Genomic DNA, 16,059 nt, shown 5'->3' on the forward strand with positions numbered 1-16,059 from the left:
TATTTAGCCCTCTTTGTTTATAAAAAATTCGGCAAGCTCAAAATCTAATTGTTGGTCAATATCAAAAGAAACTCTATTTTCCATCACGTAGGCAAAGGATTCCTCTGTGTATCTAATTTCGCCGTATTCCTTAAACTTTCGAACATCAAAGATGTAAATAGCTCCATTGAATCGGAAGAAATCCCCGCAATCTTGAGATCGCTTTAATGCTTCTGGGCGAATAAAGTCTCCCATTGTGCCATCTTCTGGAAGCGTGTTAGCCCAAAGCGGTGGGTGTTCACATGGTGTAACGGAAATTACAGAGAAAGCCTGTTTTTCAATGAATAGATCCAATGCTTCATCGATATGTTGAGCTGTCCGCAACGGAGATGTTGGTTGAAGCAGTACAATTATATCTATGTCATTTCCAAACTGTTCTAACGTATAAGTTAGAACACTCTCTGTCGTCGCGGTATCTGATGCTAAGTGGTCAGGTCTTAGTTCTGGAACATCGATACCAAATCGGGAAGAGACATCCGCGATCTCCTTATCATCAGTGCTAACGAATATTTGATCGATATATTTACTGTTTTTCGCTGCATCAATTGACCACCCAATTAATGGTTTTCCAGCTAAAGGCAGCACGTTTTTTCTTGGTAGTCGTTTGCTGCCACCGCGGGCTGGGATAATCGCCAATACTTTTTTAGTGTGAATCATTAGAACATCTCTAAGCTATGGATATCAGCCTGCGCTCGATTGAAATCGTCCATGCGGCCAATATCTAACCAATACTCGTGGATTGGAAACATCAATACATTGTTGCGTGTATTCATATGTTGCTCTAACAACGTAGGCATATCTACACGATGGTTCTTTGGCACAGAATCAATGACTTGAGGCGAGACTACATAAATCCCAGCATTCACAAAAAAACGTTGTATTGGTTTTTCGACCATACTCGTTATTTTGTTCCCTTCCCCATTTATCACACCGTAAGGGATTTGATAGTCGTATTCACGGACACACATTGTTGCATCAGCGTTATTGTCTATATGAAACTCTAACAAGCGTTGAAAATCTACCTTTGTTAGAACATCTCCATTAATCATAATGAGAGGCAGGTCTTTAGGTAGGTTATCAGGTAATAAGCCTAATGCGCCACCGGTTCCTAGCGGTTCATTCTCATGGACATAGGTGATGTTAATGCTTAAATCACTACCATCGCCAAAGTGGTTTTGAATTTGCTCGGGCATATAATGCGTAGAGATATAAAAGTTAACGAAACCCGCTTTAGTAAAGCTTCGTATCACCGTTTCAAGAATTGGTTTATCACCGATCTTTAGCATTGGCTTAGGGCAATTGTCTGTAAGAGGTTTTAGGCGGGTACCAAAGCCGCCAGCCATAATAAAGACAGGGTTTTTCACCAAAGGTTGACTTAATATATCCTGAAGCGTCTCTAAACCAACGACAACCCCACTCTCACTCACTAACGGAATTGACAAAATACCTTTTAGTTCCATCAATTCAATAAGCTGTTCTCTTGAGGTTCCAAGAGTTGCCGTGATTGGAGATGTATTCATAACTGTCGATATTTCATCGTTTAATGAGAGTTTATTCAATAAACCTCTACGAATATCTCCATCAGTCACAACGCCGATGAGGCAACCTTTGTCATTGATGACCAGAACAACACGTAATGCTTCTTTATCAAGAATATCCAGCGCATCTAGAATTGTTGATGACGGTACTAGCTGCACATTTTTCCAATCATGACTCATAGGCAATCACCAGTCCACTTTACATATTTATTTATTTTTATCGGTTCGATTTCTAATTTTTCTTGATTCATTTCTCAAATTTCTTTATCAAATCACATATACGCTTGATGTCTTCCGTCGTGTAGCGACTATCTAGCGGTAATGACAGAATAGTGTCACACAGTGAACTCGGCGCTTGCCTGCTTTTTGGCCAATGAACAGCTAAAAAGATAGAATGCCCCATCAATGCCTTTCGAACTTTATCGCGATTCACTAATGATAATGGCAAGAAAGATGGGAAGTTTGCATTAATGTCTATGAACTGCTCTGAATCGAGCGCCGCTTTAGCAACTCTCAAGTTCTCAACTCGGGCTTTCTGTTCATTTCGGTAATGAAGGGAAAACTGACAAGCTAAGAATACACTTCTGTCTTCTGGCTCATACACTCCAGAACATTCATCAAGTAAGCTCTCCGCACTGGAAAAGAGTGATAGGTAATCACTCTCTTTTCCCACTGAAGCATTAAGGTATTGATATTTAGCAGATTTAGCTTTGTACTTAAGAGTAGAAAAATCAGGTAATCGCTCTTTGCGTAGTTCTGTTAGTGGTGTACTCGACACTAACTGGCTAAAGTCAGCTACAGCTGTAATTTTTCTTAAACTATTGAAGTAGCACCATGGCACTTCAGCAGGAATTTTAGGCGCTTCAATACCAAACACGTCATCGATAATGAGTGGTGTATCCGTGCTTTTAATTAGCTTGTCGAAGGAGTGACTCTCGTGGCCAAAATACTTCACGAGATATATGGCACTGATGCTTCCCAGTTCGTTGGGCAGTTCAAATTCAAAATCTTCTCGAACCTGATAAAATTGTACATCAATATTAAATTCAAGTAAGACATCAACAACTATCTGACACACGAAATCCGGAACAAGAACCTTCTTTCGTTGAAGAGACATAGAGCGAATAGCCCACCTTAATGATGAGCGTCCACTATTGGTTACACCATAGAAAAGACCTTCACTCTCAAGTTCTTGCTCTCCGCCGACCATTTTAGGTTCAGTACTTAACATCATAAAATTGCTTTGTTTTTAAACTGCTTAGTTCAACGGTTTTAAGAGTTTGCACCACTTTTTCAGAGCTATTTCCACGCCCGTAAGGATTCACGATATGCTTTAAAGATGCCATAAACTCCGGAGTATAAACCTCAGCTAATGCCGAAGTGAGATCAGCCTTGTTTACACTAACATCAATTGTGCTATTGGCTTTCACACGCCCTTTTTGACGGTTACCAATGTTAATAGTTGCGAGTTTGAACGACGGAGCTTCCACGATACCACTCGAAGAGTTTCCTACTACAGCATCCATATACTGCAACGCTGACAAATAACGAAGTTGTCCTAGAGAGGTAAATGCAATCGCTTTCTCAGTGTTTTCAGCGACATACTTATCTATCATCTTATTTATCAATCGACCACCTACGTCAGCATTCGCCTTAGTGAAGATGACTAACGTATGCTCCAAAGTGTCTAATGCACTAAGGATCTCTCGAAAATCTCTTTCGACTTCTGCGATATCTTGTGTAGTTTCAGGGTGATAAGTGAAAAGTAAATTCCGCTCTTTTAATTTACAAGATATGGAGTTTTCAAACTCATCTTTCGACATCAACTGCATACGAAGTAAGTTATCAAGGCCGACTTCTCCGACGGTGAATACACGTTCTGGCAGCTCACCCATCTGAATAACTCGAGTGGAATACTCATCCATCGCAGTAAAGTGTAGTTGGGATAACTTAGTAATGGCATGACGAATTAATTCATCGATTGCACCTTCGGTAAGCTCTCCACCACTCAAGTGCGCAACGGGAATACGGGCAATATTTGCCGCAGAAACGATAGGGACCAGTTCATAACGATCCCCTAATACGACAACAATATCGGGCTTTAACTCATCAAACGCCTCTGAAAAGCTGATTTGCGCAAGGCCCATGCTCTTACTAACTCCAACCGGAGTATCCGAGGAAAGAAGGATTTCTACTGTCTTATTCACGACAAATCCATCATCAAGAATTTGCTGATTCGTTAAACCAAACTCTGGAGATAGATGACTACCTGTTGAGATTAGTTGAAGCTCAAGTACTGAATCATTTTGAATATCTTCAAGTAAACACTTTAACAATCCGTATTCAGCTCTTGTCGCCGTGACTACACATATCTTACGCATCAGATCAGTTCCCCAACTTGGTAATCTTTCTTCGCTATTGAATCAACGACTTCATCCCATCGAGTTGGAGAAATACCGTTACCTGGGCGCTTGATTTCAAGCATCTCTGCTGAGATAACTTGTCCGGCAGAAATCGCCTTACCTGCAATAATGCTCTTTCTTACAATATCGCGGTTCGCTTTTTCCGTTTTGGTTGGTACTTTCCAACCAGATCCCATCGCTTTTTCTATGTTGCGAATAGCGGTTACCATATCCGACAGCTCATGAGGTTCTAGACTTGCTTTGTGGTCTGGACCTTCCATTTTGTTGTCTAGAGTAAAATGCTTCTCGATAACTTTTGCCCCAATAGCCACTGCGGCAATTGGGATTTCAATACCTAAGGTATGATCTGAGTACCCAACGGTAACGCCAGGGAATGCTTTCTGAATCGTTAACATTGCTGTTAAGTTTACGTCTTCTGGTGATGTCGGATAGTCTGTAGTGGCGTGAAGTACTGTAATATCTGCAAGTGATAAACCGGCTTCAACAAGCGTGTTGATCGCATGCTCCACTTCATATAAGTAACCCATCCCAGTAGAGAGAATTACGGGCTTTTTAAAACCAGCAATATGACGTAGGAACGGCGTATTAGTTAACTCCCCGGAGCCAATTTTGAAGACGTCTTGTAGTTCATTAAGGAACGTTGCGCTCTGTTCTTCATCAGGTGTCGACATAAAGGTGATCGCTCTCGCGTCACAGTATGCTTTTAAGTCAGCAAAATCATCGTAGCTCAATTCAAGACGTTTGAGCATTTCAAACTGAGTTTCTTCTCGTTGAGTATTCTCCACTTGATACTCAGCCATTTGAGCATCTTCAGTGACGAGCAACTCCGTTTTCCAAGTTTGGAACTTTACAGCATCAACCCCAGCCTCTACCGCTGCATCAATCAACTTCTTAGCTAGACCAATGTCACCATTATGATTGACACCCGCTTCTGCGATAATAAAAATATTGTTTGTCATAGTTACCTCTAAGCTCGGTATAACTGGAATAATTTCGGAGTAGTAGAATCTTTACTTTGATCAATCCACATTTGATTCAACATCTGGCGCTTTTCGGGTAAGAAATCTAACCCCGCAATATAAAATGGCATCGTTAAAGGAGAGAATTTCGACTTAAACTTGAACAAACTGTCGTCAGGAGAAGATGTTCGACCTCCACCTAGCATCATGTAACGACAACCTTGGCTTTTAGCATGCTCAAAAGCGGCATCAAGTAGCAAATAATTGCCATTTTCCTTAGCGATGTCCTGATTATTGGCAGACAAGTGGTAATGCGCGAGTTCTTTACCACACATGAAAAAGCCCACTGAAGCATATGTACTTTCTTTCTTTGTGGCGAGTAAAGACACACCATCTAAAGCATTCAAATCATTGAAGTAGTTTTCTTGGAAGTAAAAAAAGTCACTGGCTGAGTTTTTATTCATTGTTTCGTAGTACATCTCCATAAAATCAGAGAGTTGTACTGATGTTGTATCGACAGATAAGTTTTTCTCAGCTCTCTTAACGATGTTTCTTGTTGTTTTTGAGTATGATTTTCGGCGCTCTTCTGTGTTCTTTTCTAGGTCAACAATAACGACTTGGCGCTCAGGGAAATGCATGTCAAATAACGACGGCATTTCACCGACAGTATTAAAAGGGTGAAAACGGATGAACTCGCACACAATGTTCTGAGCTTTGCAATGCTCTCTGTAAGCACTAAATGCACGCTGTAAAAATAACGTATCTGAAGAGTTAGAAATTGGACCTCCGTAACCGTAAGGTGTTTCTAAGTCATACAACTCTTCGCTGATGGTCTGCCCTGCAACACTTCGGATTGGACGTTTTAAAGCACTAAACCAAACATAAGAGCTATCCTCACCATACTGAAATTCAAAATGTTCACCATCGCCTTCATATAGCGCAGAGTATTCTCGCTGGTAGTATATGTCTGACGGCAAATCTGTAATGGTAATATTCGTCATCATTCAGCTCTAAGAATTGGAGTACTAGGTAAATTAACCAAATGCGCTTCAATAAACTCAGACTGAGTTAGATCGCCACACATGGCATTTTCAAACATTGGTAAACGATGCATTAACTTCCAGATTGGGCGAGTCATGACACCAGCAGCATTCGTTTCCTGCAATATATGTTCACGAAATTCAACATCAGGACAAATAATGGCATTCAACCAATAGTTGGATTTAGCGTACTTGGGCTCGACAACAAACTTAATGTCAGTGCCTTCAAACAGGCTTATGTATTGATTAGCAAGACTGCGTTTTTGAATAAGGTATTGCTCAATCACTTCCATCTGCGCACAACCAAGCGCTGCATTCAGATTTGGCATGCGGTAGTTAAAACCTGGCTCATCATGGAAAAATTCATAAGGATGAGGCACTTTCGCTGTCGTAGTGACATGCTTGGTTCGTGCTCCTAGTTCTTGAGTTTTACATAGAACCATACCGCCACCACCAGTGGTAATGATTTTGTTGCCATTGAAGCTGACTGCACTCACATCACCAATAGTACCGGTGTGCTTACCTTTATAGAAAGAACCTAGGCTTTCTGCTGCATCTTCTACTAAAACAAGATTCCAGTTCAGGCAAACTGCAACCAGCTCATCAAGCTCTACAGGGTGGCCAAAGGTATGCATAGGGACAACCGCTTTAATTCGTTTGCCTGTATTCTTGTGAATACACCCCGTATTGGTTACTTCAGCATGCTCACTTAAGAATGCATCTACAGCTTTAGGGCATAGGCCTAAGCTCACAGGAGAAACATCCACAAAAATAGGCTCGGCACCCATATGATAAAGAGCGTTACAAGTTGCAACGAAAGTCAGAGCTTGTGTAATAACAAGGTCTCCTCGTTGAACATCAGCCATGTACAAGGCCGCATGTAATGCTGCAGTACCATTGACTGTCGCTACCGCTTTAGCCGCACCTGTATACGCTTCAATCTTTCGCTCAAAATCATCAACAAATTTACCAACGCTAGAAACAAAAGTACTTTCAATCGTTTCCATAACATAGGCTTTTTCGTTGCCATTAAACGTTGGTGCGTGCAACGGAATGAATTCATTAGTTTTATAAGTATCTCTAACAAATTCAACAATAGATGTCGCTTTCATTACTTACTCCGCTTACATCTTACTATCGAGGTATTTACCCGTTTCTTTGTGTCCAAAATCAGGGATCATGGTAAAGAAGAGTTTTACGATTTGATCCTTAGTCCAAGCTTTCTCGCCTTTCATACCCAAAATGCTGTCTTCAAATAAGGTGAGTAATTCTTGATCATAAAGTGGATCGTTTTTAATGATTCCAAGATTTGCAAAGCGAGACATGTCCAACTCTTCTTTATCCGTAAAAAACTCTTCAAAGTCTTTCTCACCCGTTGTATCGCTTGCTGTGAACAGGCAGGGCCACTTTCCTTGTTCAGGAAGTGTATGAGCCAATTGTCGAGCTTCTTCTTCTGTTTCACACAAGTGAGGCTCATAGCCAAGTTGCTCTAAATATTTCACGGCAATATCAGCAAACGAAATAAGATGAAGTGCTTCACTCAACTTAGGAAAAAAAATGTCACGATTTTCACCAAAGATACAAGACATTAGACATAGCTCACCTGACTCTTGAGGGGTCACGAAGTAACGCTTGATATCGTTTGGAGCCACGATAGGTTGGCGTTTTTGAATACGCTGATTGAAACCATGCAGTAGTGAACCATCTGAGAACGCAACATTGGCAAAGCGCGCTGTTGAGATAGTCATTTGTTCACTTTTACGCATTAGGAACATCTCCATAATACGCTTTGATGCGCCCATCATATTGACTGGGTTCGCTGCTTTGTCTGTTGATACACAGAAATACTTTTTAGCGCCAGCATCAATAGACTGTTGAATGGTTTTATCTGTATTAAACACGTTTACATCGATCATTCGCATCAATGTATAGGGATCTTTCTCGCTTCGAACATGCTTAAGTGCTGATAGGTTCAACACATAATCAAACTTACCATCTGCTTTGATGAACGCGTCATACTCGAGAGAGCCAATATCTAAGGCAAATGTTTGGAAATCACCATCGATGTACCCAAATGAGCTGCGAATATCACGAACCAGTTCAACCATGTTGTTTTCGCTAATATCAACAACATGCAGCTTCTTCGGGCTACGTTTAAAAATTTCTTTAGTTACAGATTGGCCAATTGAGCCTGCTCCACCTAAAACAAGAAAGCTAGATTTTGATATTATGTCTGCTAGTTCATTGTGATGCTGTTTTATATCAGAATTGAACAGCATCTCCGTACGACCGATTAGTGATAAGGCATTAGTCATCGAGTTACTCTTTATGTTGAACTTAATTGGATAATTAATTTAGGTAATTATAATTCAAATTTTTGTAAAACTTGCTTAATCCTGAGGTCTAATTCTGCAGGGTTTTTCTCAAAGCTTACAATTGTATCGATTGTTTCGGCTATTTCTTCTTGTTTCAATATCTGAAAAACGTCACAGTATTCTTCCAGCCCCATACCAACGGATGAGAATAACGACACAATCCCAATCTTCTTATCGGACAACATCAGGAATAGCTCAACCGGAAGCTTAGGTGGTAATTGCTCAACACCTTCAAAGAATTTGTTGTAATCGTCTTTTGGCTCTGATGGGTGGAGTTTTAAAACAACATTATAACCTGCATTGACTGCCTGTTTATAAATGTTTTGATAAACTTTTTTGACAAAGTTTATATCTTTGAATCGTAAATTGTTTTCTTTAGATGTTGGTTGAGTGGCGAGAATTATAGTTCTTTTTTCGTGTGTGTAACTATCGACTTGGAATATTTTTGATAATAGGTCTGTCGCATATGTTGATTGTGAAATATTAAGCTTTTGTACTTTTCTATGTATTTGTGATGGTGATTTATCGGGTGAAAGAAGGTGAATTTCTAGACACTCATTTTTCTCTCCCATGATCATTGTCTTTGAATGGTAGCCCTTTAATTTTCTAAATATTTTTTTTATTGGACTATGAATAGGTATTTCAATATAGTTTCTCATTCCATCTTCAATCATCTTATAGTTGGGAACCAGTAATCTAAACAATCTAGACATTTTATTGTCATCATTGAAAACAAAAAGTTCATAACTAACTAAATCTAGAAATATTTTTTCTTCATAGGCATTAATATATGAAATTAATGTTCTCTTTAGAAAGTCAGGGATACGAAAGCCTAGTATAGATGACTTGAGTATAAACTTGCCAATTAGACCTTTTTGTTTTATTACGGATGTTAATTCATCTCTACTAGCCAATACAATTTTAATATTGCTTGGCAAGTTAGATGTATTTATAAGTGTAGAGGGAATACTTTGGTAGTCATTAAACAATACAATAGTTGAATTTTTATTTGACTCAACAGCATGAAAAACACTTAGCATGACATGCCTTACCGTAGAGCACATATATAGATTTGAAATGTCATCTGCCATAGTTACCTCGATCGACTGCGTGTCAATTTGTATGCATAAGAGCATTCTAACTTCATAAAGTTCATTGTTTTTTTATACTGATTTTGAATTTTATATTATGTAGATGACGCTGAATGGTTTCGTTTAAATTGAACCACTCACGCTTAAATTTCTTGAAGAAGCTTCTTGTTCTGGTGCGCTTTTCATATCCGATATCAGAATCAAACTTTGGGTCATTCGTTAAGCAGGGTACCGCAGTGCCATAGCACTCAACATCGTTTTGCCAGAATCGATCCATGTAAATATCTACTGCCATATACCATTCTTTTGAGTGTTTAAGGAATTTTTTCGCCCCTGAAGGTCTTAAGAAATAGGCTGTTGCACTCATGTGTCCTTTAGTGAACTTATGAATGCTGGTAGATTTAGCTCCGAACACTTCGTAAGAATCATATTTACGACGCTTATTTCTAAATAATCGAATGCACTCTACAGATTCTGGTATAGCTCGGGTATCTTGAATGAAATTAATAAATGCCTCTTTAAATAAAAGAGCGTCATCTTCAATTACGATTATTGGCTGATTGAGTTCAACACACTTTTCCCATAATAAAAAATGGCTTGCATAGCACCCTAGTTGTCCTGCATTAAGTGTCTTTGCTCGGTATGTTTGACTTAAGTCATCATTGTAACGATTGAGTAACGGGTGAGGAGGTGATGTTCTGCCATCCACGGCAGAAAATAGCTCGAAAGGAAGGGATAGCTCGTCTAATTGACGACTAATGTTCTCTTTTCTCTCTGTGGAAGATTCTAAATTTATGACAAAGATTTTAGTCATTGGAAACTCTCTTACATCTTGAGCAAATAGGAAACAATAGTAACAAGAATAGTATTAAAGGTTGCGGGTGATTGAGCGGTACATCAGACAGTGATGCTATGAATATCACTGATACAATACTAAGAACTAGCATTTCTTTACGTGTTGATAGTTTATGACTAATTATCACTGGATATATCATCAGTGCAATTAACATAATTAACCCAACAATCCCAGACTTTATAAATTTGTCTAAAAATTGGTTGTGATAGTGTGTTGGGTTAAATTCATATAACGAGGAAGATATTTTTCCGTCATCATAGAGTTGTTTTATTTCTAATTGATGCTTATCGCCACTGCCTAGTATGATATTGTCTTTTATTAAACTTGGAGCTGCTAACCACATTTGAAATCTTAATCCTATGGAATTATTTAACTCACCAGACTCTATTTGATGTATCTCTGATTGAGTTTTTTTAATTGTTAACTCTATATTGTCTTTTAGTAATGTTAAAGATCCAATAGATACTATTAATATAGGAATAATCAGATTGGTTATTGTTTTTTTTGTGAGATTTTTATGTGATATATGGCGTAAAGATACTAAAGTTATAGAAAAAACAAGAGCTAACCACACTCCTCGCGATTCGCTTGTTATTAAAGGGTAAATAACAAGTAGTAAAGATAGTGTGCATATCAATCTTTCTTTAATATCAGAACTTGATAATATTAATGAGTATGCTATAGAACCAATTATTGCACATATAGTTGCGTATGGAATTGGGTTTATATATCCAGAAAATCTACTGTAACCTAAAATTTGATGGTAATAAAAACTATTTAAAAATAGAACTAAGCTGCCTGTGAATAATAATGAAATTAGCAGGTTGTTTTTTATTTCTTTCAGAGGGTAAAAAGCTAGAAATATAGATGTAACGATTAACGCCCTCATTTCTCTAGAGCTTGCACCGTGAGTGTAATAACTGAATATACTATATGATGTTACTAATATAACAATAATTAGATATGGATTATACAAGCGATCTTTTAGGTTGATATTGTTGATTTTAGAAAAAAACAAGCTAGCCAAAGAGCCAATGATTAGAAATATAGCCATTTTCTTATCACCATTCGGAATGATTAGCATGCCCGAAAAAGCAAAAAAGTAAGGAGCAAGTATAAGGGTTTTAAGAATGTTTTTATATAAATTCATATTATGAGTACGGGTTTACATTACTGTCCGGACGAGTCTTAAGAAGTCTCAAGATCCACATATATTGTTCTGGGTTCTTACTCACGTAATCTTCAATGCATTGATTCATCATGCGAGCGTCTTGCTCTTCGCTTCCTGTTGGGAAGGGTAGTGCAGGGTGAAAATCCAACGTGTATTGGCCGGTCTTGCTATCGTATTGAGCAAACAAAGGAACGATTTTGGCCTTACTAAGTTTTGAGAGGCGGCCGAGGCCTGAAATTGTTGCTTTTTGAGTCGCGAAGAAATCGATGAAGACACTATGTTCACGACCAAGATCTTCATCAGGGAGATAGTAACCCAGGTACCCATCACGTACTGACTTGATGAAAGGCTTGATGCCTCCGCTACGGTCGTAAACACGACCACCATATTGCACGCGCTGTCGGTGCATTAGCCAGTCACTGAGTTTGTTTTTTTGTGCTTTCGCCATCGCAGACACAGGTAAATTGCGTGATGCTAATAATACCGCGGGGATATCGATAGCCCATGTGTGTGGCACCAGCAAGATCACATTCTCGCCACTGTCCGTAATATCGGTTAGGTTGCTCAAGCCGTTAATCGAGGTATTGCTCTCTAACCAATCTTTGCTCTTTAGTGTCAGTGAAGCAAAGCCCATCAAAAACGATATAGATGTAACGTATGACTGATAAAGAGTTTCTTCGCGCTGATCCACAGATTGCTCAGGAAAGCACATCTCAAGGTTTACGCGAGCTCGGCGGTTAGCCTTATTCTTGATTTTTACAGCTTGCTTAGCCATAAATTTAGCGAGTGCTAAACGAATGCTATTAGGTAAGAAGCAGACTAAAGACGATAACAGAACAGCAATCCAAGTGCCCCAGTATTTAGGTGCTAGAAATCCCCATTCAAACTCAGGATTGTAAGCTTTTGGATCAAAATCATTGCGTTGTGTGGTCATTCGTTCACTACATTATTTAAATCAGAGAGTTAACTTTATATCGGTCACTCGGGGAATGATTATGTTTACTAGATTATCTAATAATGCACCACAAAAATAGGATGTACTAATAGTCTTAATCTGAAATATAAAGCTTACAGCTATGCGTTTACGAGCTTCATGTACTCAGCAACGCCATCTGCCACTGTTTTAAACTCGATATCGCAACCTGTATTGCGAAGCTTGGTTAAGTCAGCTTGAGTAAACTCTTGATAAGCGCCTTTCAAATGCTCAGGGAAAGGAATCGTTTCAATTTCGCCTTTACCATGGTGCTTGATGACTGCTTTTGCGACTTCTTCAAAAGACTCTGCGTTACCTGTACCTAGGTTGAAAATACCTGAAACACCGTTTTCTAGAAACCATAGGTTTACTGCTGCTACATCACCAACATATACAAAATCACGCTTGAAGGTTTCACTACCGGCGAACAACTTGGGGTTTTCACCGGCGTTCATTTGGTTGTTTAGGTGAAATGCTACCGATGCCATACTGCCTTTGTGTTGCTCGCGTGGACCATAAACATTGAAGTAACGGAAGCCAACGATTTGTGGAAGCGTTTCGTTATGCGCTGCAGCATCCGCGGTTAATCGGCGAACGTAGTTATCAAATTGTTGTTTTGAATAGCCGTAGACATTCAATGCTCCTTCGTACTCTCGCTCTTCAATGAAAGTATCGGTTTCACCGTAAGTCGCAGCTGAAGATGCATACAAGAAAGGGATTTCACGCTCAACACAGTAATGAAGTAGCTCTTTTGAGTACTCATAGTTGTTAAGCATCATGTATTTGCCGTCCCACTCAGTGGTAGCAGAGCATGCACCTTCATGGAAAATAGCTTCAATATGACCGAAATCATCACCAGCCATAACTTGAGTTAGAAAATCATCACGATCCATGTAATCAGTGATGTCTAGGTCTACAAGGTTCTTAAATTTCTTACCATCTTTTAAGTTGTCGACGACCAGAATATCGTTGTGGCCCGCTTCATTTAGCGCCTTAACAATATTGCTGCCAATCATGCCAGCACCACCAGTTACGATAATCATAATTTCTAACTCTTCTGAATAAAAAACTGTCACGAGTATAGCAAGGAATGGATAAAGCGGGCTAGTGGAATAATTCCCCAACCAGAGTATGATACGGCAAGCTAAGTTATAAATTATGTTGAGTTAATTACTCAAAACTATAGGTATTATCATGAAGATTGCAGTAGCCGGTACTGGGTATGTAGGTCTATCAAACGCAATGCTGTTAGCACAACATCATGAAGTAGTCGCGGTAGATATCATCGATGAAAAAGTGACAATGCTGAATAATAAGCAGTCGCCGATTGTAGATAATGAGATTGAGCACTTTCTATTAACTAAGACGCTGAATTTCAGGGCGACAACAGATAAAGCGGCTTACAAAGATGCTGAGTTTGTCATCATTGCTACTCCAACCGATTATGATCCAAAAAATAATTATTTTGATACCAGTTCTGTAGAATCGGTCATTAAAGACGTCATGGATATCAATCCAAATGCTGTCATGGTGATCAAATCAACGGTGCCTGTTGGTTATACTGAGCGCGTTAAGCAAGAACTGAACTGTGAAAACGTTATGTTCTCACCTGAGTTTTTACGCGAAGGCAAAGCCCTGTACGATAACCTACACCCATCACGTATTATCGTTGGTGAGTGCTCTGAACGCGCTAAAGTGTTTGCTAATCTTCTTGTTGAAGGTGCAGAAAAAGAGAATATCGACGTGCTATTTACTAATTCCATAGAAGCGGAAGCGGTAAAACTATTCTCAAATACCTACCTAGCGATGCGTGTTTCTTATTTCAATGAGCTCGATTCTTACGCCGAAGCGCACGGCTTGGATTCTCGTCAGATCATCGAAGGCGTTGGTTTAGATCCTCGAATTGGCAATCACTATAATAACCCTTCATTTGGCTATGGTGGTTACTGCTTACCGAAAGATACCAAACAGCTGTTAGCTAACTATCAAGATGTACCAAACAACATTGTCGGTGCCATTGTCGATGCTAACCGCACTCGCAAAGATTTTATCGCGGACTCAATTATCAAACGCTCACCTAAAATTGTCGGTATTTATCGTTTGATCATGAAGGCTGGTTCGGACAACTTCCGTGCTTCTTCGATTCAAGGCATCATGAAGCGTTTGAAAGCTAAAGGTATTGAAGTGGTCGTATTCGAACCTGTGTTAGAGGAAGAGCATTTCTTTAACTCGAAGGTTTATTCTGACCTAGAAGAGTTCAAAGCCGTATCAGATGTGATTGTATCTAACAGAATGGTAGAAGAGATCGCTGACGTTGCAGATAAGGTTTACACGCGAGACCTCTTTGGCAGTGATTAATCTGGTTCTAGTTTAGCTAATGCTAATTAGACCAGATGTTAACAGCTCGATCTATCCGTTTAGTGGCGATATACTGAACCTCTAAACGGATAGGGATACTAATAACTAATGAAAACACGTGACAAGATTGTTTACGCTGCTCTAGAGCTTTTTAATGAGCACGGCGAGCGTAGTATTACGACCAATCATATTGCTGAACATATTGAGATTAGCCCTGGCAACCTCTACTACCACTTCCGCAACAAACAAGAAATTGTCCGTGATATCTTTACTCTCTATTCAACAGAGTTGCTCGAACGGTTTACACCAATCCAAGGACAACAAGAAAGTCTCACGCTACTAAAGCGCTACTTAGATTCTATTTTCACACTGATGTGGAAGTACCGATTCTTCTATGCGAATCTGCCTGAAATATTGTCACGTGATGAAAAACTCCACCTTGATTACATGGCCGTACAAGAAAAGTTGCAAACCAACCTTGTCGATATTATGAGAGCCTTTGTTGAGTTGAACTTGCTTAAAGCAACGGATTCGGAAATGAAATCGATGGTCACTTCTCTTCACTTGATCGCATCGGGTTGGTTAGCTTATCAGTCTGCGATGTCTCCTAAAGCTCAAATTACTGAGCAAGTTGTTCATCAAGGAATGCTGCAGATGATCGCGACTGTGAAGCCCATTGCGACTGCCCAAGGTTTTGAGCAGCTGACACTGTTGGAAGATGGTGTAAGGGCGTTGAACTCTAAGTAGAAAGAGACGAGTAAGCGAGATACGGGTAACGAAAATCGGGAAAGAGCAGATTCGAGTAACGGGATACGAGTAAACGAAAAGTTTAAAAGCAGATGCGAGTAACCGAGATTCGAGATACGAAGAGCGGTGGTTACTCATTAATACGATTACTGCACTCGCTTTCTAAAGCTCTTGGTTAGCGTTATTCGTATCGATGTCTTCATCACGCATTGTAAATAGCGACGTCACTCCCTACAGCGAGGTACGAGCGCGATAGGGAATCTTTGTGGTGTGGTGAATTAAACATGACAAATAATATATGAGACTGAGATTCCAGATATTTCGTTCCTCAATTCTGGAATGACGAGGTTTTGTAAGTGACTAGTTCAAGGCCTCTTAACTCTTTTGGGTTGCTCAAGATTAATTAGCACCTTTTCCTCGAACCTACTCTTAACCTTTCTGTCTCTGGAACATTCGCCCCCGATTCTGCTTTAAGCTCTTCGCATCTCG

15 protein-coding genes are annotated in these 16,059 nt (G+C 39.6%); 2 read left to right on the forward strand and 13 right to left on the reverse strand.

Features of this window, described 5'->3' with window-relative positions; translation table 11 throughout:
* Positions 1-3: 3 nt before the first annotated feature.
* The 13 genes from BCV39_RS10080 to rfaD form a co-directional block, all read right to left on the reverse strand.
* On the reverse strand, positions 4-696 hold the full coding sequence (locus BCV39_RS10080) for an acylneuraminate cytidylyltransferase family protein (protein WP_102432181.1): 693 nt from the start codon (positions 694-696) through the stop codon (positions 4-6).
* The gene (locus tag BCV39_RS10085; RefSeq protein ID WP_102432180.1) at positions 696-1,757 is read right to left on the reverse strand and encodes a nucleotidyltransferase family protein; all 1,062 of its coding nucleotides are present in this window, start codon (positions 1,755-1,757) and stop codon (positions 696-698) included. The genes BCV39_RS10080 and BCV39_RS10085 overlap by 1 nt, the downstream gene beginning before the upstream one ends.
* A gap of 67 nt (positions 1,758-1,824) precedes the next feature.
* Positions 1,825-2,811 carry a pyridoxal phosphate-dependent transferase gene (locus BCV39_RS10090; protein ID WP_102432179.1) on the reverse strand — a complete coding sequence of 329 codons (987 nt, stop codon included), beginning with the start codon at positions 2,809-2,811 and terminating at the stop codon, positions 1,825-1,827.
* Entirely contained in the window at positions 2,795-3,958 is a 1,164-nt protein-coding gene (gene neuC / locus BCV39_RS10095; RefSeq protein ID WP_102432178.1) for a UDP-N-acetylglucosamine 2-epimerase, read from the reverse strand. Before neuC ends, BCV39_RS10090 begins: the two co-directional genes overlap by 17 nt.
* Complete coding sequence (neuB, locus tag BCV39_RS10100; RefSeq protein ID WP_102432177.1) at positions 3,958-4,959, reverse strand: N-acetylneuraminate synthase; 1,002 nt, start codon at positions 4,957-4,959, stop codon at positions 3,958-3,960. Before neuB ends, neuC begins: the two co-directional genes overlap by 1 nt.
* A gap of 8 nt (positions 4,960-4,967) precedes the next feature.
* Positions 4,968-5,960, reverse strand: a complete 993-nt coding sequence (locus tag BCV39_RS10105) for a GNAT family N-acetyltransferase (RefSeq protein ID WP_102432176.1) — start codon at positions 5,958-5,960, stop codon at positions 4,968-4,970.
* Positions 5,960-7,111, reverse strand: a complete 1,152-nt coding sequence (locus tag BCV39_RS10110; RefSeq protein WP_102432175.1) for a LegC family aminotransferase — start codon at positions 7,109-7,111, stop codon at positions 5,960-5,962. The genes BCV39_RS10105 and BCV39_RS10110 overlap by 1 nt, the downstream gene beginning before the upstream one ends.
* 12 nt (positions 7,112-7,123) lie before the next feature.
* Positions 7,124-8,314, reverse strand: a complete 1,191-nt coding sequence (locus tag BCV39_RS10115; RefSeq protein WP_102460922.1) for a UDP-N-acetylglucosamine 4,6-dehydratase — start codon at positions 8,312-8,314, stop codon at positions 7,124-7,126.
* Positions 8,315-8,361: 47 nt separating this feature from the next.
* On the reverse strand, positions 8,362-9,465 hold the full coding sequence (locus BCV39_RS10120; protein WP_102460930.1) for a polysialyltransferase family glycosyltransferase: 1,104 nt from the start codon (positions 9,463-9,465) through the stop codon (positions 8,362-8,364).
* A gap of 61 nt (positions 9,466-9,526) precedes the next feature.
* Positions 9,527-10,279 carry a glycosyltransferase family 25 protein gene (locus BCV39_RS10125; RefSeq protein WP_102431738.1) on the reverse strand — a complete coding sequence of 251 codons (753 nt, stop codon included), beginning with the start codon at positions 10,277-10,279 and terminating at the stop codon, positions 9,527-9,529.
* Positions 10,272-11,471 (reverse strand): O-antigen ligase family protein, encoded by a 1,200-nt coding sequence (locus BCV39_RS10130; RefSeq protein ID WP_102460923.1) that lies wholly within the window; start codon positions 11,469-11,471, stop codon positions 10,272-10,274. The genes BCV39_RS10125 and BCV39_RS10130 overlap by 8 nt, the downstream gene beginning before the upstream one ends.
* A 1-nt stretch (position 11,472) precedes the next feature.
* Positions 11,473-12,426 (reverse strand): lauroyl-Kdo(2)-lipid IV(A) myristoyltransferase, encoded by a 954-nt coding sequence (gene lpxM / locus BCV39_RS10135; RefSeq protein WP_102432358.1) that lies wholly within the window; start codon positions 12,424-12,426, stop codon positions 11,473-11,475.
* Positions 12,427-12,566: 140 nt separating this feature from the next.
* Positions 12,567-13,508, reverse strand: coding sequence for an ADP-glyceromanno-heptose 6-epimerase (gene rfaD, locus BCV39_RS10140; protein WP_102432359.1), 942 nt, complete (start codon positions 13,506-13,508; stop codon positions 12,567-12,569).
* A gap of 151 nt (positions 13,509-13,659) precedes the next feature.
* Here rfaD and BCV39_RS10145 point away from each other — a divergent pair, with 151 nt between their 5' ends.
* Positions 13,660-14,823 (forward strand): nucleotide sugar dehydrogenase, encoded by a 1,164-nt coding sequence (locus BCV39_RS10145; protein ID WP_102432360.1) that lies wholly within the window; start codon positions 13,660-13,662, stop codon positions 14,821-14,823.
* Between the two features lie 108 nt (positions 14,824-14,931).
* Positions 14,932-15,570, forward strand: a complete 639-nt coding sequence (locus tag BCV39_RS10150; RefSeq protein ID WP_055320036.1) for a TetR/AcrR family transcriptional regulator — start codon at positions 14,932-14,934, stop codon at positions 15,568-15,570.
* Positions 15,571-16,059: the final 489 nt, after the last annotated feature.

Origin of the sequence: Vibrio sp. 10N.286.55.E10 (genome assembly GCF_002872555.1) — a bacterium.
Taxonomy (GTDB): domain Bacteria; phylum Pseudomonadota; class Gammaproteobacteria; order Enterobacterales; family Vibrionaceae; genus Vibrio; species Vibrio crassostreae.